The organism is Neobacillus sp. DHD-1R (assembly GCF_057747995.1).
In genome coordinates, this window is the sequence record NZ_CM173232.1 from 2,927,221 (window position 1) to 2,947,313 (window position 20,093).

General features: G+C 38.4%; 17 protein-coding genes. 2 read left to right on the forward strand and 15 right to left on the reverse strand.

What is annotated here, in order from left to right; all coding sequences use genetic code 11:
- Positions 1–4 precede the first annotated feature (4 nt).
- The 10 genes from AC3ANL_RS14155 to AC3ANL_RS14200 form a co-directional block, all read right to left on the reverse strand.
- The gene (locus AC3ANL_RS14155) at positions 5–1,456 is read right to left on the reverse strand and encodes a sodium:solute symporter family protein (RefSeq protein ID WP_488325082.1); all 1,452 of its coding nucleotides are present in this window, start codon (positions 1,454–1,456) and stop codon (positions 5–7) included.
- Positions 1,457–1,627: 171 nt separating this feature from the next.
- Positions 1,628–2,872 (reverse strand): M20 family metallopeptidase, encoded by a 1,245-nt coding sequence (locus tag AC3ANL_RS14160; RefSeq protein WP_488325083.1) that lies wholly within the window; start codon positions 2,870–2,872, stop codon positions 1,628–1,630.
- A 224-nt stretch (positions 2,873–3,096) separates the two neighbouring features.
- The gene (locus AC3ANL_RS14165) at positions 3,097–4,524 is read right to left on the reverse strand and encodes a sodium/proline symporter (RefSeq protein ID WP_488325084.1); all 1,428 of its coding nucleotides are present in this window, start codon (positions 4,522–4,524) and stop codon (positions 3,097–3,099) included.
- Between the two features lie 107 nt (positions 4,525–4,631).
- The gene (locus AC3ANL_RS14170; protein ID WP_488325085.1) at positions 4,632–5,315 is read right to left on the reverse strand and encodes a hypothetical protein; all 684 of its coding nucleotides are present in this window, start codon (positions 5,313–5,315) and stop codon (positions 4,632–4,634) included.
- Between the two features lie 108 nt (positions 5,316–5,423).
- The gene (locus AC3ANL_RS14175) at positions 5,424–6,629 is read right to left on the reverse strand and encodes an MFS transporter (RefSeq protein ID WP_488325086.1); all 1,206 of its coding nucleotides are present in this window, start codon (positions 6,627–6,629) and stop codon (positions 5,424–5,426) included.
- 5 nt (positions 6,630–6,634) lie between these two features.
- Positions 6,635–7,720, reverse strand: a complete 1,086-nt coding sequence (locus tag AC3ANL_RS14180) for a mandelate racemase/muconate lactonizing enzyme family protein (protein WP_488325087.1) — start codon at positions 7,718–7,720, stop codon at positions 6,635–6,637.
- A gap of 117 nt (positions 7,721–7,837) precedes the next feature.
- Positions 7,838–8,620: an aspartate/glutamate racemase family protein gene (locus tag AC3ANL_RS14185; protein WP_488325088.1), complete on the reverse strand. Its 783-nt coding sequence runs from the start codon at positions 8,618–8,620 to the stop codon at positions 7,838–7,840.
- Positions 8,621–8,840: 220 nt separating this feature from the next.
- Entirely contained in the window at positions 8,841–10,592 is a 1,752-nt protein-coding gene (locus tag AC3ANL_RS14190; RefSeq protein WP_488325089.1) for a M28 family peptidase, read from the reverse strand.
- Positions 10,593–10,610: 18 nt separating this feature from the next.
- Positions 10,611–11,753 carry a M20 family metallopeptidase gene (locus AC3ANL_RS14195; RefSeq protein WP_488325090.1) on the reverse strand — a complete coding sequence of 381 codons (1,143 nt, stop codon included), beginning with the start codon at positions 11,751–11,753 and terminating at the stop codon, positions 10,611–10,613.
- Between the two features lie 21 nt (positions 11,754–11,774).
- The gene (locus tag AC3ANL_RS14200; RefSeq protein WP_488325091.1) at positions 11,775–12,236 is read right to left on the reverse strand and encodes an Lrp/AsnC family transcriptional regulator; all 462 of its coding nucleotides are present in this window, start codon (positions 12,234–12,236) and stop codon (positions 11,775–11,777) included.
- Between the two features lie 366 nt (positions 12,237–12,602).
- Here AC3ANL_RS14200 and AC3ANL_RS14205 point away from each other — a divergent pair, with 366 nt between their 5' ends.
- Together AC3ANL_RS14205 and AC3ANL_RS14210 are read left to right on the forward strand one after the other, a co-directional pair.
- Positions 12,603–13,535, forward strand: coding sequence for an LCP family protein (locus AC3ANL_RS14205; protein ID WP_488325092.1), 933 nt, complete (start codon positions 12,603–12,605; stop codon positions 13,533–13,535).
- Positions 13,536–13,667: 132 nt separating this feature from the next.
- A complete protein-coding gene (locus AC3ANL_RS14210) occupies positions 13,668–13,880 on the forward strand; it encodes a hypothetical protein (protein WP_488325093.1) in 213 nt (70 codons plus the stop codon).
- 457 nt (positions 13,881–14,337) lie between these two features.
- Here AC3ANL_RS14210 and AC3ANL_RS14215 read toward each other — a convergent pair whose 3' ends face one another.
- The 5 genes from AC3ANL_RS14215 to dctP all read right to left on the reverse strand — a co-directional run bounded on the left by AC3ANL_RS14215 (position 14,338) and on the right by dctP (position 20,068).
- Entirely contained in the window at positions 14,338–14,886 is a 549-nt protein-coding gene (locus AC3ANL_RS14215; protein WP_488325094.1) for a GNAT family N-acetyltransferase, read from the reverse strand.
- A 943-nt stretch (positions 14,887–15,829) separates the two neighbouring features.
- Positions 15,830–16,804: an NAD(P)H-dependent flavin oxidoreductase gene (locus AC3ANL_RS14220; RefSeq protein ID WP_488325095.1), complete on the reverse strand. Its 975-nt coding sequence runs from the start codon at positions 16,802–16,804 to the stop codon at positions 15,830–15,832.
- A 259-nt stretch (positions 16,805–17,063) separates the two neighbouring features.
- Complete coding sequence (locus tag AC3ANL_RS14225) at positions 17,064–18,371, reverse strand: TRAP transporter large permease (protein WP_488325096.1); 1,308 nt, start codon at positions 18,369–18,371, stop codon at positions 17,064–17,066.
- Between the two features lie 11 nt (positions 18,372–18,382).
- On the reverse strand, positions 18,383–18,925 hold the full coding sequence (locus AC3ANL_RS14230) for a TRAP transporter small permease (RefSeq protein WP_488325097.1): 543 nt from the start codon (positions 18,923–18,925) through the stop codon (positions 18,383–18,385).
- A gap of 60 nt (positions 18,926–18,985) precedes the next feature.
- Positions 18,986–20,068: a TRAP transporter substrate-binding protein DctP gene (dctP, locus tag AC3ANL_RS14235; RefSeq protein WP_488325098.1), complete on the reverse strand. Its 1,083-nt coding sequence runs from the start codon at positions 20,066–20,068 to the stop codon at positions 18,986–18,988.
- Positions 20,069–20,093 lie beyond the last annotated feature (25 nt).

Genomic DNA, 20,093 nt, shown 5'->3' on the forward strand with positions numbered 1-20,093 from the left:
TTAATTAACCTGCTATGGTTTTATCAGATTTTGAAGCTTGTAAATCTTTAAAAAATGGCTTTAATGCCTCTTGAGAAACTGGCTTGGTCATTAAGCTTACTAAAACCATTCCTAACAGACTGACAGGTACACTAATATAAACAGCATCCAATCCAAATGGATTGCCTAAGGATAACCAAAGAATAGCGCTTCCTATACCGCCAACCATTGATGTGATGGCCCCTGCTGTTGTAGCCCGTTTCCAATACAAACCTAAGAGAATGCAGGTGGCGAAGGATGAACCTATTAGAGCAGCCGCATTAATCCAAATTTGCTGAATTAACGGAAGCGGATGTAATGCAAATGGGATTGGTATAATTCCCATGATCAAGACGACAATTCTTGTAATCTTTAATTGTTGTTTTTCGTTTAATTGTTTTTTCATCACATTTTTCATAATATCATGAGAGATAGAACTTCCCAGCATCAATAGAACGGCACTGACAGTTGACTGGATCGCGGCTAAAATCGCTGCTAATAGTAATCCACCCAATACAGGCGGCAGTAGGTCCATTGCAATCGTAGAGCTGGCCAAATCAGGAGAGGCTAAATCAGGATATAGAACTCTTGCACTGACGCCAAGAATGGCAATCGATACGGCTACAATTGCCTGAAAAATGAAAGAAATACCGACAGCACGACGGATGGTTTTATTATCTTTAATAGAATAAAAACGAACAGCAATAATCGGATATCCGATCATCATGATAAAGAATGAAAGCGCAACTGCCATTAAAGCCGATGAAGGCATACCGGTCGCAATAAGATTCGGATCAATTGAAGATAATGTTTCGTTTAATTTACTAAATCCTCCTGCCTTAGATACTGCAAATGGCACTGCGATGGCAAAGCCAATAGCAAATACAAGCATTTGAAGTACGTCAGTATAGGCAATGGCAAATAACCCGCCCATTACGGTGTACGCGATAAAGATAGCTGCAATAATTAATACTCCCCATGTAACAGGAACATCAAAAACTACATTTAATAAATAGGATCCGCCAACTAACTCAGCAACTATTGTCATCCCGTAACAAACTAATAATATAATAACAGAAATCACTCGGAGGACATTACTTTCATAGCGAGTTCCTAATAGGTCAGGAATAGTTAATGCTTTATTTGAATTAAAAAATGCTTTCATCTTTGGTGCAATAAACAGAGCCATTATCACCCATGAAGCCCAAATCGCAGGCCATATCCAAGCAAAATTATAGCCTACTTGATAGTGGAAGCCTACCGTCCCAATCGCTGTGCCCGCACTCATCTGAGTCGCGGCGAGCGTCATACCTCCAACCCAGACACCCAATTTCCCGCCAGCGGCTAAAAAATCCATCTCATTTTTAACGCGGGATTTCATATAATAGCCAATCCCAATGACAGTAAGCATATAAATGATAAGAACAGAAATAGCCATTATTTATCTCCCTCCTTTTTATTGATTGCTTCTATAACAACAAAATAAGCGATAATAAACACAGCCATGGTAATCCAAATCATCCAATTGGATGCTGATAATCCTAAAAATGTAGTCATTATTCCCCAACCCCTTTTTTGTTATATTCTGAATAATTTGGATAAAATTCTCTTATTCCGTGACGAATTCCTTTGTACCACAAAAATTTTTAACTAGAACCGTTAAGATTTTTGTCGTCTTGATTAAATCATCGATATCCATGAACTCATCATAGCCATGGAGATTATTGTTATTGGTGCCAGGGCCAAAATTAATACCTGGGATCCCATTTTGAATAAACCAGCGTGTATCGGATTGTCCCAACATTCCAACTACAGGGAGTGTTGTTCCTGTTACCTCTTGAATGGCTGTTTGCAATTCATTAATTAATGGTGAATTTTCTTCTGTGACCGTTGGATTGGTTTGAAAGTCCGGTAATCGCTTCACTTCAATGTTCATGTCAGGATCTTCGAGCTGAAGCTTTTCAATCATGGAAGATACGCGATTATAAATATCAGCAAGAGATTGCTCAGGAATCACCCGAAAGTCAACCTCGATCTCACACGTTCCTGGGACAACATTTACCTTTGTTCCCCCATTTATGACTCCAACATTGACAGTTGTAAATTTCATTCCATCAATCTCTGAAGGTTCGTTTTCTAATTGTTTCTGAAGGGTGGTTAATCCTTGGATTACCTTCGCCATTTTTTCAACGGCGTTTATTCCCTTCCATTTAAAGGCGGCATGGGCAGGACGGCCTATTGATTTAATTCTCAGTTGAAGAACCCCGGCCATGGCGCGAACAATTTGATTGCTATAGCCTTCGACAACAACCATGTCACCCGACACCAATTGTTGTTCTGTTACATAGCCTGCACCTAATACTCCCCCTGTTTCTTCATCACAAGTGGCTGTGATAATGATATCACCGTTAAAAGGAATCGCGGTTCTCTTCAATGCAACGGCAGCCATTATGTAAGCTGTTAGGCGCCCCTTTGAATCTGTTGCACCTCTACCATATACCTTACCATCTGCAATCGTTCCTGAAAATGGCGGATATGTCCATTGTTCCAAATCTCCTGCCGGAACCGTATCAAGGTGGGAATTAAAAATTAAATTTTTCCCTCCCCCGTTTCCCTTCATCACAGCAATAACGTTTTTTCGTTGTGTTTGTAGATTTGCCTTCCTAGTCACTTCTTCAGGTACATCGATTACTTGTACCTCAAATCCTAATGACGATAGCTCTGATCCCAGAAAGTCACAAATTTCCTCATAGTCTCCTGGCGGATTTTCACTGGGAATTTGAATAAGCTTTTGTAAAAGCAATACTATTTCATCCCCCATGGAATCTACTACTTTTTCAATTGTTTGATTCATGGCTGCACCCCTTTCTTTTACATAATTATTAATGCAAGATTTATGCCAATTTACTCATAAGGTATTTCATTTACTAGTTTATTAGTTTTGATGTAATTTTAGGTTTGGTTAGGTGATGCCATTTGACCTACTTCATTATTTTTGACCCTAATCCCACAGACCTTAAAAATATAGAGTACTTTCCAATATATTAAAGAGGAAGGATTTCTCCTTCCTCTCATTCATTATTTTACATCGTCAAAAAATGGTTGAAGCGCTTCTTTTGGTACAGGTTTCGTGACTAAACTAACCACAATAAATGAGACCAGGCTGACCGTAACTCCTGGAATGACCTCATTTATGCCAAATGGTGTCCCTGCAATGTACCAGAACAATGCGGTGAAGAAGCCGCCGATCATCGAAACAATCGCCCCGGCTGCTGTTCCTCTTTTCCAATTTAGACCAAGAATGACAGTCGCAAAGAAAAAGCTCGCTGTTAATGAAGCCTGAAGAACGACGATGAATTGAACAATGTCCAGCTGCTTTAGGGCTAGAAAAATCGGTATGATTCCTAGAACAAGCACAGCTATCCGGTTCACTTTCATTTTTTCACTATCACTGGCATTCGGCTTAATCGTCGTGGCATAGAAATCATGCGAAAACGCTGATGCAGATACCATCATAATCCCAGAAACTGTACTCATAATCGCGGAGAGGATCGCTAATATAATCAATGATCCAACAACTGGCGGAAGGATATTAATCGCCATGATCGTCGAAGCAATATCAGGTGTTGGCATAAATGGATAAAGAGAGCGAATCGCCATACCTGCCGCTGCAACAGAAATTCCAACTACACCCTGAAAAATAAAGGAAAAGCCGATTGCTAGTTTAACTGTTTTCTTATCTCGTAATGTATACATTCTAGCTAACTCATAGGGAGCAGCAGCCATGGCAAATCCAAATGCAGCACCAAAACCAAGCAGCTCCTTAAATCCAAAATGCCAGCTTAGCATATTAGGACTAAATTCAGCTAAAAATTTACCGACAAATTCAGTTCCGCCTGCTTGATTGAAAAGCAATGGAAGAGCGGCAAAAAAGCAGCCTGCCATAATAATGGCCTGAACGAAATCACTATAAGCGGTGGCTCTCATTCCGCCAATCATCGTATAAAGCAAGGTAATACCGACTGTTATGATAGCTCCCCAAATAAACGGTATTCCGAATAGGGTCTGAAAAATATTCCCTCCAGCTTGATACTGTGCTGTTAAGTAGACGGTATAAGCAACCAGGATTAAAAGGGCTGAAATTCCGCGAGCCGCTTTACTATTAAATCTTGTTCCCACATAATCAGGAACGGTTAATCCTTTAAAAGCTTGGAACTTAGGTCCGACCAGGGTGGCAGCAATTAACCATCCGAACCAAAGACCGGCCCAAATCCAGAGGAAACTTCCACCCGTTAAGTAATGAACACCAAGTGTCCCAACAAACGTTCCTGCACTCATTTGTGTGGCCGCAAATGCTGCTCCACCTACTAACGGGCCAATTGATCTTCCCGCTACCAGAAAATCTTCTGTTCCTTTGTTTTTGGTTCCCGACCAAATTCCGATACCAAGTATCACCGCAAAATATAAGACCAAAACAACATAAAACGTCGTACTCACTTCAAACATTTACGAATCCCTCCTTTGTTTACTTTTCACTTTTAACGGCCCATAGGAAATATCCGGCAATCCAAACAATGGTATAGAGGACAAAAGAGCTAAAAGGAACACCAAGATTAAACATTAGCAACTTCACCACCCTTACTTTTTCTTTCACTGATAATCCAAGCAAGAATAATCCCCAAAATAACCGCTAATCCGAAAAAGGTATATAGATTCGAAGTGGTAAATAACCCTGCAGGAGAAGAACCTGTTTCAAGACCTACGAAACTTGGAATGTTCATCATATCCTCTTTGACCAACCCCGAATCACCAGAATCGATGATCGGAAATGATTCATGCAGATATTTTCCCTTTGGGAGATTTACGTGCAATGAGACCACATTTCCGTTTCCATCTGAATTAATAGCAGGTACAACAAATGGAATTTTCACATTGTCTATATCTGAATACTGATACGTTACCGTGTAGGTAAATTCCCCTTTGTTACCTGCAGGAAGGGATGCTGCTACTTTGTTAACTGAATTTCCTTTCTTTATTTCAAAGGGTAAATCCTGATCATCTGCCTTAATAGCTAGATTTTCAACCTGTGCACCCCCGATTCTGGTGACGATATGCTCCAGTTTCCCATCAGGGATCGCTTCCGAATTAGCAACCGTTATGTTCTCCGTTACTGTTATGACATCTCCATACGTAACATCAATGTTGGCACTTTTTAAGAATGGCTTTGCTTCTTCTGCCGAAACTGTAGTTACCGATAGCAACATGACGACAAATAGAAGCGACAATATTCTTTTCATAATCACTCTTTCCCCCTTAATTTTTTGTCTGAAGGCTAAAGTTTTCGTTATCTATTGATGTAAAAGTTGTGTCAATTTTGAATAATCTAAAAATTATACTTAAAAAAATTATAGACTTATTTCTTTTTTATCTGTTTCGATTACTTGATTATTTTCCAGCTCTCCCAGAGTGAACAAAATCCGCAGCAGAAACGCTATAAAACACACCAACCAGATCATTTGGAAATTCCCGAATGTATCAAAGAGCATGCCGTATACATATCCGGAAATGGCTGATGCTAACTGGCCAACGGTGTTCATAATACTAATCACCGACCCTGCGATATTCACATGAACGATTTCAGTGGCGAGTGTAAGCATAGGTGCCAAAGACCAGGAAATTCCCATGCCAATGACGACAGCTGTAAAGTAAATCCAAAGGTCGTTTAGGAATAGCAGCCATAAAGATCCTCCTGCCGCTAACAGAGAACCAATCATGAGAGTTGATTTTCTTTGCCCTAAGAAATCGGAAAGCTTGCCTGAAAGCGGCGCTCCAATAATTTGAGCCATCATCATGATCGCCATGATTAGACCGGTTTCTTGTTTCGTGTATCCCATTGAGGCTTCTAAATAGGTGGGCATCCATGCTAGAAATCCATAAAGTCCAAATAATCCAAAAAAGGATATTCCCAAAAGACGGAGGATTTTTTTGTTTTTAAACAAATCCAAGAAATCGATGTACGGGATTTTTTTCTTTTCCTTCGTTTCTTCGGAAGTTGTTTGGCTCTTTGGCACCTTTAGGAACAGCAGTACGACCGGAAATAAGAGAAGGGACAAAATTAGGAATAATGTATTCATATCTACGTAGGCTGAGAGAATCGGAAAAACTGTTAAGGTTAATAGCATTCCCGTACCCGCCGCCCCTTCCAATATACCAATGCTAATGCCCCGTTTTTCTTTAGGGCTATAGGTAGAAATCAGCTTAATTCCTGGGGAAAAAATCATCGCCGATGAAGCCCCCATTATAAACCTTAGAAAAAGAGCCAGATAGAGTGAATGTGTAACCGAAAAGATGATAGAAGAAATCATCATCAATGTTAATCCAAGCACGATTAACCATCTAGGTGAGTAACGGTCTGCAAGAGTTCCTGCAGGGATTTGGAAAATGGCGTATCCAAGCAAAAAAGCGGATACCAGTCCTCCTACCTCTGTAAATCCTACATGATACACGTCTTTTAAATCAACCAGGAACGGAACCACTTCCATTCGATGAGAAAAGGCTAGAAAATGAATAAAGCTGACAAAACAAACCATAAACCATTGAAATCTATTCACGTTTACTACCCCTCATTGATCTCATCGAAAATATCCTCCATCCCGAACCCGATCCCATCCGGAATATCCATTACTCCTTTTAAATCGACTGCTCCAAAAGGGTCATCCTTTAAATAATATGGACCAACCATTTCGTGCGAGTAGTTTCCTGGTAAAATGGTGGAAAGATGGAGACTTGCATAGGTTCCAAGCAAAGTGTCCCATGGACTGATTAACACACATTGAAGCCCGAGTGCCTCTGAAAATTGCGCGATCTGAACGGCTGGTGTGATACCGCCGCATTTTATTAACTTAATCCCAATAAGGTCGATGGCCTCTTTTTTGGCAAGCTGGTAAACATCCTTTAACGTGTGAGCACTTTCATCTGCCATAATTGGAATAGATGAAGCATTTCTTATTTGTCTTAATCCATCATGATCCCATCCCGGTACAGGTTGTTCAATATAATCAATCTTATAGGGCTCGATTTCTTTTATCACCTGGATCGCAGTTTTTACCTTATATCCCTGATTCGCATCAATTCTCAAATCAACACCAGGACCAATCGCCTGGCGTATTTGCGAAATAGCTTCGATATCCTTCCGGAAATCTGAGCCAATTTTAATTTTCAGGGTATCAAAACCTGCATCGGCCATTTCTTTTGCTACTCGCGCCATCTCATCCGGTTGTTCATCCCCTAATACATAGGCGACTCTAACAGGCTGTTTCCTTTCACCACCCAATAGCTCGTAAACAGGGGTCTTCAACCGTTTTCCTTGAAGATCCCATAAAGCCATATCAATAGCTGACTTGGCTCCCGTCGCATGCCCGAGAACCATATCCATTGTATGATGAATATCTCTTAACGAATAAATGGGTTTTCCAACAATGGCAGGGGCAAGTTTATTTTCCACTAATACCTTCATAGTTTCGGCTGTTTCCCCAGTGAAAAACGGCAATTCTGATGCTTCTCCAAGACCTGTTAATCCTGTGTCTGTTGTTATTCGAACAATGAGATGGGCTTGAAATGGAGGCATTTGGCCATATGTCATATTAAAATGGACATTTAAGGGGGTGCGGATTGTTTTTGCCTCAATCTTTGCAATGTACAAAAGACTCCCTCCTTTTTAAAGATTGGATCACATAAAAGCTAAACATCTATATATGGTAAGTTAGGTTGTATTAGGGTCATTTAGACGTTATTGGTATAACCTTGAAGGGCATGTTAGTTATTGGACAATTTTGTTTTTCTTTACTAGTAATCCTTTGGAAGAGCTAACTTTTCCTGTTGAAATCTTTGGCGGTGTAAGATAGGCAAGTTTTGAGTGTGACACCCCGGCTCCCACCAATGCTTCAGCCATTTTTAACGAGGTTTTGCCCGGATTTATGACAGGTACACCTAATTCTTTCGACATTTCTTCTGCAACATTTAGAAAGCCCATGGACATACAGCCTAATACAAGCGTATCTGCCCGATCTTCTTGAATCGCTTTTTTTCCTTCTTCCACTAGCTTTTGAATTGTTTTGGCCCGATCATTGGCTAATTCAAGCACTGGCGTATTAATCGCCCGAACAGATGCAAGTTTTTTCCCAACCCCTGCTTTCTCCACTAAATGGTGAAGAGGATTTACAATGCTATTTGTAACGGTAATGATCGAAAATCGGTAGCCACACATCGCTGCAGCCATTACACCTGCTTCTCCAGGTCCAACTACAACCATTTTTTCTGTCACTTCTCTAACAGCATCCAAACCTGGGTCTCCATAACACCCTAAAATGGCTGCATCATACCCTTTTTTCTCCATTTCTAACATGAGATCTACCGTATTTGGTATACTGAGATATTCCTCATATAGCGATTCAATGGATGCCGGCCCTTCATCAACATCTACAATATCTACATGGGTGCCTGGTGCGGCATAGGTGCGCAAGAGCTCTAATCTTCTCTCCATTTCTTGACATCCCTCTTCCGTACGACTGATCGGTCCAGGCAGTACATAAACAATTTTCATATTGACTCCTCCTTTTTAGTTATCGCTAATAGTACTTGCAAGTTCTATGCCATTTTTTTAGACAACAAATTGGATTGGAATAAAGTTAAGAGGGACTCATTTAGGATTTGTTTGGGAGTTTTTTGAGTGAGGTTCCATTGAAATAAAAAAAGAAAAGGGAGAAATGGATATCCCATCTCTCCCCTTCTTATTTTATGAATCAGTTTTTTTCCTCAACGAATTAGTTTTTCACCTGCTGCTCAACAGCATGCTTAACGGTCCGGATTGCTTCTAAAAATGAATAGTTAACCTTATTGAGATTCCGTTTTAATTCTGTTAAAACTAGAAAATATTCATGACTACCTGCTTCTAAGCCGGCTAATTTCTCACAATTAGCTAATAGTGGAATTGGCTGCTGTTTTAATGCAGCATCATGCTGGAATCGGTCTCCCTTTACATAATTAAGGGTAACGAAAATGTTAGAAAGGTTCTTGATTGTTTGATTTACTTGGGTAATTTGTTCCTTCGAAAGCGGCGACTCTATCAAACCAACAAACTCAGTTAAGATTTTTTTCAATTCCTCGATTCGGTTTACAGTAAGACTAAAATTCAGCTGTCCATTCGTTTTCTTTTGATAGTCCATAATACATGTTTCTAGTTCTTCGACGGCTTCCAATTGGTTTACAGGCAGAATCTCAGCAGAACAGGCTTCATACACGATGGAGACATAAATTTGGCAATCACGGGCCAGATTTTCGGGTGAAATCTTGTCGAGCTTATCCTCTGTTGTATGCCACCACCAGCCAAATCCACCGGCTTTACCAGCCCCAAATAATTGGGAAAACGCTTCAGCTGCGGGATTATTGGACTGCGGCTGTTCTGATAACCCCATAAATAGTGATGGAACACCAGGCCCCCAGAAGGATTGATCTCCAGACCTTCCAAATCGAGAACCTTCAAAAAGATCTCCTGTTAATTCCTTAATCGACCTTTTGGCCAAATCCCTAGTCTCTGCCATACAATTGGCCTCTGTTAAAATCGTTGCTCCTTTGCCGCCAACTGAATCAATATTAATATGAAGAACACAATTTTCGTGCAGGTCTTCCCAATGTTCATCACAATATAACGTTGATCCGGCATAACGACCATGTGAGTGGCCAGACCAGAAAGCTAGCTTTAAGCTCCGATTTAGATTACCTTTGTTTTGTGCAAGAATCCGTGCAACCTCTAACATCGTAGCATTGGCTGTTCCATTATCCATTACACCATAATGCCATGAGTCAATATGACCGCTAAATAAGACATATTGTTCCGTATCCGTTTGAGCTGGAATGTCAGCTGTAAGAGTTGGAATTTTCCTCCATTTTGTATCAACCTTTGTTTTTAGCCAGCCTTGACAATGGGTTTGATTTTTTGCCATTTCTTTAATTTTTTGACCATCATGAAAATTGACAGATACAACCGGAAGCACAGGCAAATGGTTATAAGTTTCAGGTGTTGGGTTTCCCCATACAGGTGAGATAATCATTTCATGAGTATATTCGGCATTAATAAAGATGATTGCTTTGGCTCCTGCTTGCTGTGCATGAAGTACCGCTCCAGGTATGGCAAGGCCATCCAATAAGACTATTTTTCCCGTTACTGGCTGTTTTTCATAGTCGGCAGTGACTGCCTTTCCTGAATAAACAATTTCCCCTTCTAATCCTGGTTCATCCGTAGATACAGCCATTGAATGGGTAATGGAAGGGAAGCTTTGACCGTTCACCTTAAGCTCAGCTTGTCCGGGAAGACTGATGTAGGCATCGTTTAATGTTAACTCAGTTTCTAAGCCAAATTCCTCAAGCTTGGCTTTCACATAATAAAAGGCACGGAGCTCTTCCTCTGTTCCTGATAGACGAATCTCCGAAGCAACGTTTTGCGTATATTCCATTAATAGCTCCTGATTTACTTCCTGAATTAGCTGGCTTTTAATAGTTTCTAAATTGGTCTTCATCAAAAATCCCCCTATTCGTTAATTAGCTAACTCCTTAATCAACAAAGCTAGCAATGCACTTCTTTTAGGCATTTCAGAAATAATGATATGTTCATTAAGAGCATGTGCCCCATCGCCTACTGCACCTAAACCATCCAAGGTTGGAGCAAACGGTGCTGAAAAGTTTCCATCACTTCCTCCACCTGTTTCCATTTCTTCTAAAGTAATACCGAGATAATCTTTGGCTAATTTTTTGGCCATGTTAAATAGCGATATCACTTGATCTGTTCGTTCAAATGGCGGTCGATTAATGCCGCCGGTAACCTTTACGTCTACACCGGCAATACTAGGTTTAAGATTTTTAATGATTGGAATCATGCGATCAAACTCAGCTTGGGTTTTTACACGTAAATCTATATCTGCTTGGGCATCTGCAGCAATGACATTAACGGTTGTCCCACCCGATATTTTTCCGACATTGACAGTGGTTCCTTTGCTATAATCCGTTAAATCATGTAAATATGTAACTTGTTTACTTAATTCAAGAATCGCACTTATTCCTTTTTCGGGCTCAACCCCGGCATGAGCAGCTCTGCCTTTAATATGTAATTTGAATAATCCTACACCTTTTCTGGCTGTCTTTAAGGCACCCTGCTTCGAAATGGCTGGTTCTAAAACAAGTACATATTTACTTTTTTTCGCTTCCTCCTCTATTAGTTTTTGAGAGGAAGGGCTTCCTAACTCTTCATCCGACGTACATAAAAAAACGACCTTTTTGTTTACAAGTTGCTTCGTTTCTTTAAGTGCATGCAGGGCATATAAGCCCTGGACGATACCGCCTTTCATATCAAAGACCCCAGGTCCATAGGCGATATCTCCTTCTATTTTAAAAGGAATTTTTTCATAGATATCACCTTTTTGCCAAACAGTATCATAATGTGCCAAGAGGAGAATTTGTTCTTCACCGCTTCCAAATTCCCCTCTGATATGATTACCATAGCGATCATTTGGAATGATCGATGCTTGACTGGAAGTTAATTTTTCAAACAGTGTAACAATAAAAGAGGCAAGCTCATCTGTTAATTCCTTATCCAGAGTAGGTGATTCTTTTTCTACCATTTGTTTTAATGTCTCAAGCATCTCCACTTGTTTTTCCTTTAGAATTTCTACGATGCCTTGCATGGTGCCCCTCCTTTTCTTATCCTAATTAGTTGGAATACTCGAACCTACTCCCCAATCATAGGTTTGCTTATAGATTTCCAAAAGTAAGGAAGAATCCATCGATTCGATTCCATCAATTTGGCTCATGTCTTCCTTAATGACGCGGTAAAGTTCCTCATTCGATGTTGTAATGATTTCTACATATAAATCATATACACCAGTAGCTGCAGCTACGAAACGAACCTCTGGGATGGCTACTAGGTTTTTAATGACATTCTCTAAATGTATAAGTCTAACTTTAATTCCGAAAATAGTAACACTAGGACTTCCCGTCTTCAACGGGTTTACTACACCTACAATTTTAAGAATTTGTTTTTCTATTAGTCTTTGAACTCGATTTCTCACAGTCCCTACTGTAATACCCAGTTCTTCTGAAATCTCAGTATAGGAGGATCGACCATCAGTCTGTAACCGTTTAATAATCTCAAAATCGAGATCATCCAAACTTTGTGAGACTTCCTCTACCTTTTTTATATAAACCACCCCTTTTTTAAAATTCAAAAATTTCATTTTATTTAATATTAATTTATATTTTTTTCAATTTCAATTACTATTTTTAAAATTTTTTCAATAATTAATCAATAAAATTAAAAAAAGTTTAACCTCTTTATTGAACAAAAAGTCATAATGTAATAAGAAGTTCAGAAAAATGTAACCTAATATTAAAGAAAATGAAAACTATTTATGGGATAATCACTACTTCAAGGGTTGTGAAAAGATTGAGCTATCTTCTTATTTTTTCCTTAAATTTTTCAGAATAATAATTTTACAGATTCCAAGTTAATATATTCAGCTTAGGTGGTGCAAAATTTGTTACGGTCAAAAAAAAATAAAATAAAAGTTAGATGGTGGAGAGTGTTTGGTGCCCTTCTATTAATAGGTATCTTTCTAATTGGTCTTTTTCAACTATTTCGATACATAGAGGGAACCATAAATACCATCAACCCACCACTAAAAAAAGTGGCAGGAAAACAAATAGTTCAAGCAGAGAAAAATAATCTTGAGGCAGTCAATGTTCTCTTATTAGGCAGTGATTCACGGGGAGAAGACCAAGCTCGAACCGATACGATCATGGTTGCACATTATAATCCCCAAACCCATAAAATAAAACTTATTTCGCTTATGCGTGATATGTTAGTCACTGTACCAGATCATGGACAGCAAAAACTAAATGCAGCTTATTCGTTTGGCGGTCCTAAATTACTAAAGGAAACCATTAAAGAAAATTTCGGTCTAGATATTCATTCTTATGCGATTGTTGACTTTAAAGGATTTGAAAAAGCAGTCGATTTGCTCGTACCAAAAGGAATTGAAGTAGACGTACCCTATGAAATGTCTTATGGAATCGAAACGAAGTTAGAAAAAGGAAAACAGCGACTGCATGGGAATGAATTATTAGGATATGTCCGGTTTCGTCATGATCGTTTAAGTGACTTCGGACGAATTCAAAGACAGCAAGAAGTGATTTCAAAATTAACAGATGAAGCTGTAAGCCTGCATAGTGTGGTAAAACTTCCTAAGCTAGTAGGTCTTATAAATAAATACATAGATACAAATATTGATCGTTCCACCCTTTTGATGATTGGAAAAGACATGTTAACGAAGAAAAGTAGAGATATAGAAACTGTACGCATCCCTGAAGATGGCACTTTTGAAAATAAACGGGATGATGAGCTTGGGGACGTATTAGAAGTGGATTTCGATCGAAATAGAGAAACTCTTAATCAGTTTCTAGAGGAATAACGCCACATGGGTGGTTCGCATGGTTTTAATGAGGTTCATACCGATCACGAGAGAATCCATTACTCTTTAAAAGAACATGCTCCTTTTTGAAATTTAAACATACTATGTAAAAAATCATTTGTTGGTGGTCATATGCCTACAATCATTACAGGAACAAACGGGCCTATTTACTTAGGCTTCCCTTCTCCGATGTTTGGCGCTTGGAATCAATTCATCCACTATCATCCTAATATATTTCACATTGGACATAGTATCTATTACTTTACGCCGACCCTTTATGGATATCCAGGTGCATTTCCATATCTAGGTCCTTACGTCCCATTTCGAAAAAGTAAATATCCTTAATACAAGCAAGAGTGCTTAGGCTGGCTCTTGCTTTTTTTGGATCGCCCGCATTGGATTGGAGACCTAAAACCTTGAGAACATTTCGGACGTCTTGGCTCCAATCCATTTGCGACTCAATAATCTTTTTGATCCTTTTTTCTATAATTATATAGACTCATGAAAGCAATAATAACAAAAATAGCTATAGCAAAATTATTAAATATGGTCTTAAAAGTATAGAAAGAGTCCAAATTATTTATTATCATCGCTGATAAAACTAGAACAAGAACAATGTTTCCCGCCATTTTATTATTCATTTAGATCACCAACCTCCTACAAATTATATTGCTATCCATTACCAAATTAACACATATAAATTTTTACTCAATAATAAAATATATATTTAAACTGTTTATTAAAACAAATTAAAAGGACTTCCAACTGGAGGTCCTATCTACGATAATTTTTCATTTTGAAATTAATCTTCCTTGGCTTGAATTTTTCCGAAGAGTAATGCGTTATAATATTTTTCGTCTATAAAAAAGTGGTCCCTTAGTTTTCCCTCTAACACATACCCATTCTTTTCGAGGATCCGAGCAGAGCCAATATTTGCATCAACCACACTCGCATGAAGCTTGTGAAGGTTAAGGGATTGAAAGGCGAAATCACTCATTAAAGCAACACACTCAGTACCAAAACCCTTCCCCCAATGGTCTCTATGAAATACATAGCCAATTTCTGCTTGATTCGCTTCTTGATCAAAATTGAAAATCATCGCTGTCCCAATAATTTCTTTAGTTGATTTTTGTACAATGGAGGCATATAAATGAGTACCCGCTGCCTCACGTTTAAGCATCGTTTCTATGTGTTCAATCGTGTCATTCAAAGTGTTCATTAAACTCCAGCCAATAAAACGTGAAACCTCCTTATCTGATGCATAGTTATGAATTTCTTGAGCATCAGTTGTACTTAATGCTTTAAAGGAGATATTTTCACCTTCCAATGAATGAAATAAACTTATATTCATATTTTATACACTCCCCAAAATCTCTTACTATCCTCCATTTTATAATAATTTAAAATAAAAATCTTCATTGATTTGATTTATTGGGTTCACATAATAGGTGCAAACAAACCAGTCACTCTGGAAAACACATTGAATTTCACATACGAATTTGAGAATCTGATGTGAATTATTTTGAGTAATTATTTGAGGATTTCAAAATTTTGATCCTGCTGAAAAAAGAAGAGTTCTGGTCGCTTATCAAGGTCCTAAACGACCATACTCCTTTGGAAATCAGCGAAACAGTCGTTTATCAAGGCTCTAAACGACCGAACTCCTTTGGAGATCATCGATAGGGTCGTTTATCAAGGCTCTAAACGACCGAACTCCTTTGGAGATCATCGATAGGGTCGTTTATCAAGGCTCTAAACGACCGAACTCCTTTGGAGATCATCGATAGGGTCGTTTATCAAGGTTCTAAACGACCGAACTCCCTTTAAAATCAAATATACTGTCGTTTATCAAGGTCCTAAACGACCGAACTCCTTTGTAAATCATTGATACGGTAGTTTATCAAGTTTCTAAACGACTGTACTCCCTTTAAAATCACCGATACGGTCGTTTATCTCAAACGGGCATTTATCAATTCGAAGTTCAGATTATTTCGCACCCGATAAGTGAACACATTTTCACTAAATTATAATTATATTAAGTTTACATATTGATACTATCGTCTGCTTCGCTAAATTTTATTTAAGACAAATTATTACAGATTGTGCTTTCATAATTAAATAGGAAAATACAAAAAAGTGTCTGAATCTTATCAGACACTTAAAATTTATTTATCTTCCACAGTTTGCTTTGCAAAAATTGCACAATTTTAGTGAAAAAATAAACAAGTTGAATATAACAATCGTTTCGTTTCACAATACTAGTAAAAGTAATAGTAATCATTTATCCCATTTCATTAAACAAATAATTCACTGGCTTTCACAAATTTCTCTCGTGCAGCAAGATACTCTTGATGGAGCTTGCTGACATATTCGGCTGTACTTGAGACCTTTTTGATCGCCCCAATCCCCTGTCCGCTTCCCCAAATATCTTTCCAAGCCTTCGCCTTTCCATCCCCGCCAAAATTCATGTTAACAGCATCACTTTCAGGAAGTGCATCGGGGTCCAAACCGGCAGCGCGGATCGAAGGCGCAAGATAGTTGCCATGGACACCAGTGAATAGATTGCTATAGACAATATCATCAGAGGTGGATTCTACAATGGCCTGCTTATATCCGTCAGCAGCCCTTGCTTCGTGCGTGGCAATAAATGGCGAGCCGATATAAGCAAAATCAGCTCCCATAGCTTGAGCAGCAAGGATCGCTTTGCCATTGGCAATAGCTCCCGATAAAGCTAGCGGACCATCAAACCACTCGCGGATTTCCTGAATCAAGGCAAACGGACTCTTGACCCCTGCATGTCCGCCTGCACCTGCAGCAACCGCAATCAGGCCATCTGCTCCTTTTTCAATCGCCTTATGGGCGAACTTGTTATTGATGATATCGTGAAAAACAATGCCTCCATAACTGTGCGCGGCTACATTGATTTCTTCTCGCGCCCCTAGAGACGAAATGATAATTGGTACTTTGTATTTCACACATAGTTCCATGTCATGTTCAAGTCGGTCATTGGACTTGTGCACGATCTGATTAATGGCAAACGGTGCGGCTGGACGCTCTGGGTTACGGGAATTATAATCTGCGAGCTCTTCGGTGATTTCTGCGAGCCATTCTTCAAGCTGCGAGGCTGGTCTAGCATTTAATGCGGGCATTGCACCAACGATTCCTGCCTTACATTGCTCGATCACTAGTTTTGGATTGCTAATAATGAACATTGGTGAACCAATGACTGGAATCCTCAAGTTTTTAAAGATTAACGGAACATTTGACATATGTATTACACTCCTCCATTCATTCTGATAATTTGAGAATAAAATCTTTATAGTGCAAATCAAAACAATTTATAGTAGGAAAGCGTTTGCTTAAGAAAAAATTACCATATTATGATAGTCATCGTCAATTTATTTCAGAAGTTTCGGAAAAATTAGTTTAAAATGTGATTCACTTAGTAGCAAACTTTTTAATACTTTAAAAAAGAAATGCAAGAAAAAAGTGCCCGTTCATTCAGACACCTGAAATATTTTACAAAGATTATCGCATTGTATTAGGTAAAAATAGGGCGATTTCTGGGAATATATAAATTAAAACGATGAGAAGTAGAATGGGTATCATAAATATTAATGCTCCCTTAAAAATATCAACCAATTCTAGGTCCTCTGAAACTCCTTTTAAGACAAAACAATTCATTCCAACAGGTGGAGATATTAAGGCCATCTCTACAACCAGCACAATGATAACACCGAACCAAACTAAATCAAAGCCAGCCATTTGCAATACTGGCATAAGGATAGGTATGGTTACTACCATCATCGCTAAGGTATCCATTAGTGCTCCTAATATAATGTACATTAAAATGATTAATACAAAAATCATGGTTGGTGAAAGGTTATTTTCAAAAAGGAAATTAGCTAACAAATATGGAAGACGAGTGATGACCAAAACATAGTTTAATATAAATGCGCCAAGCAAAATAGCAAACATAAAACCAGTTGTTTTTATAGTACTTATAATAGCTTCAGAAAATTTTTCAAATGTTAGCTTTTTCCGTATTAACCCGATAAGAAAGGCACCAAAAGCCCCTACTCCTGCTGCTTCTGTAGCTGTAAATATACCTAGATAAAGACCGCCTACAACAACTACAAACATTAAAATAATACTTATGTTAGACTTTAAAGAAATAAAACGTTCTTTCCAACTGACACTTGGTTCAATTGTATTTGAGACTAAACTTGGCTTTACAATTACACATATAACAATCGTAAGCATGAAGAAAATGGTCAACAATATACCTGGAATAACTCCTGCTGTTAAAAGTGCACCAATGGATTGTTCTGTTATCATCCCATAAATGATAAAGGTGGTACTGGGTGGGATTAATATGCCCAATGCACCGCCAGCAACAATCGAACCACCAGTCAAAGTCTTACTATACCCTGCTTTTAACATTTCTTTTGATGCAATTACACCCATTGTCCCAGTGTTTGCAACACTCGACCCCGAAGCTGCTGCGAACATCGCTGATGAACCAATTGTGGCAAGTCCTAATCCGCCTTTTATTTTCCCAAACCATTTTCGAAAAGTATCAAACAATTCCTCACTAATTCCGGCCGTATATAAGAACTGCCCCATTAAAACAAATAATGGGATGGTTGAAAGGGTATAGCTATAGCTCTGATACCATACAATACTATCTATGGCTGTCATTAAAGTATCCCAGCCTTTTAAATAGAAGATTGCAATACTAGCAGGAATTGCCATCGCAATCGCAATAGGGATTCGTAGAAACATAAGGACAAAAACAGAAATAATAACGATTACTCCAACTGTTTCAATTGACATTTTCTCACTCCTTATGAAAAACTTCGAACTGATTTAAAAAATCTTAAAAGGGATTCAAGTCCCCAACCAATAAAACCAAATATGAGAAAAATCTTAATAGGATAAAAAGGGATTTTTAGCAAATCAGAGGCCTGTAAAAAGTTCATTCTAGATATAAAAACCCAACAAACTAAAAAGCAAAAAATGAGTGTTAGGATTTGAGAAATACAGTTAATTGCAGCTTGAAAACGGGGAGGAAATTTATCAACAATCAGTCCGATTGAAATATGGGAATTAGATTGTTCAGTTATTGCCAATGCACCCATGATCAGTAAAACCATCGTAAACTGAACTAACTCTATATCTCCAAGGACTGGATGCCCTGCACTTCTTGAAATGGAAAAATAAGTAACGGCTATCATCATTAGAGCTAATGTAAAATAAGATACCCATTTATTAATTTTGGTAATAAGGTGAATTACTTTAATAATATGGTGCATGACTCTACCTTCTTTCAAAAGATATTCAGAAAAGATAGGAGGATCATTTGAATAAATTGTTTTAAAAGTATTCAAATGATCCCTTTCTAGTTTCTAATTATAAAAAAGAGTGAATTTGGCAATAGAGACTGATTTTTAATAAGGCAGTTCGACGCCCTGTTCTTTGATCATGTTTTTAAAATCCTTCAATATTTCATCACCAGGATATCCCTTTTTATTAGCCTCTTCTGCCCATGCATTCCATATTTTCTCGGTTGGTTTTTTAAATGCTTTTAATTCTTCCTTCTTTAATGTGATTACTTTCCCTCCTTTACTTTTTACTTTTTCACCATATTCTTTAATGGCTAAATCTGCTTGGCTTTTATACATATCCCCGGTCATTTCACCTAATTTAGGTCCTAACTCTTCCACAAAAAGCTTCTTGAGATCATCAGGCAATTTATTAAGAGAATCTGAATTGATTAAAAACACAAGTGTTGTTGCACCTAGGTCAATTTTGGTTAAATATGGAGCAACTTCGTATAATTTAAGGCCAACCGCACCAACGGATGTATAAGTTGTTTGATTCACTGTGTTTTTCTCAAGCGATTCATAGATTTGTTCCAATCCTAACGAAACAGGTACAGCACCCCAGCCCTTTACAGTTTCGATTCTTTCTGGTCCTTGAACAATGAGCTTTTGACCCTTAACATCTTTAATGGATTCCACTGGTTCCTTACTATACAACTGATAAGAGTCCGTAGAGGATATGGAAAGAAGAGTAGACTCCTTAAAAGCGTCTTTCATATACTTGTCTTTGAGCTGGCCCAAAACCGTCGACTTTACCGCACTATCCGATATACCAAAGGGTAAATCACCAATGGTTAGCGGGTATAAATTACTGTCCAAATGCAGACCTGGGCTAACATAGCCGATATCATATACACCGCCCTTTATATCATCATACGCAGTGGCAAGTGTTCCAAGCGCTCCGCTATTATAAATTTCTATCTGAACTCTACCATTGGTTTCCTTTGCTACAAGATCAGCCCACGGTTTTACCACTTCTGTATGGAATTTATGGGTTGCTGGAATTTGAACATTAAAACTAAGTTTGTATACTTTTTCGTTATCTGACGTTTTTCCTGAACTTGTTTCACTTGTTGATTTTCCGCAACCGAGTAAAGCAATTGAAATACTCACCATAAGGGTGAACAGTAGATATATTTTTTTTGACACGAAAGGTTTCCTCCCTTGGAAATTA

Bases quoted from the DNA above. Each gene is read 5' to 3' on its own strand.
- AC3ANL_RS14155 (WP_488325082.1), bottom strand. From the start codon at position 1,456: ATGGCTATTTCTGTTCTTATCATTTATATGCTTACTGTCATTGGGATT.
- AC3ANL_RS14160 (WP_488325083.1), bottom strand. From the start codon at position 2,872: ATGAATCAAACAATTGAAAAAGTAGTAGATTCCATGGGGGATGAAATA.
- AC3ANL_RS14165 (WP_488325084.1), bottom strand. From the start codon at position 4,524: ATGTTTGAAGTGAGTACGACGTTTTATGTTGTTTTGGTCTTATATTTT.
- AC3ANL_RS14170 (WP_488325085.1), bottom strand. From the start codon at position 5,315: ATGAAAAGAATATTGTCGCTTCTATTTGTCGTCATGTTGCTATCGGTA.
- AC3ANL_RS14185 (WP_488325088.1), bottom strand. From the start codon at position 8,620: ATGAAAATTGTTTATGTACTGCCTGGACCGATCAGTCGTACGGAAGAG.
- AC3ANL_RS14190 (WP_488325089.1), bottom strand. From the start codon at position 10,592: ATGAAGACCAATTTAGAAACTATTAAAAGCCAGCTAATTCAGGAAGTA.
- AC3ANL_RS14195 (WP_488325090.1), bottom strand. From the start codon at position 11,753: ATGCAAGGCATCGTAGAAATTCTAAAGGAAAAACAAGTGGAGATGCTT.
- AC3ANL_RS14210 (WP_488325093.1), top strand. From the start codon at position 13,668: ATGCCTACAATCATTACAGGAACAAACGGGCCTATTTACTTAGGCTTC.
- AC3ANL_RS14215 (WP_488325094.1), bottom strand. From the start codon at position 14,886: ATGAATATAAGTTTATTTCATTCATTGGAAGGTGAAAATATCTCCTTT.
- AC3ANL_RS14220 (WP_488325095.1), bottom strand. From the start codon at position 16,804: ATGTCAAATGTTCCGTTAATCTTTAAAAACTTGAGGATTCCAGTCATT.
- AC3ANL_RS14225 (WP_488325096.1), bottom strand. From the start codon at position 18,371: ATGTCAATTGAAACAGTTGGAGTAATCGTTATTATTTCTGTTTTTGTC.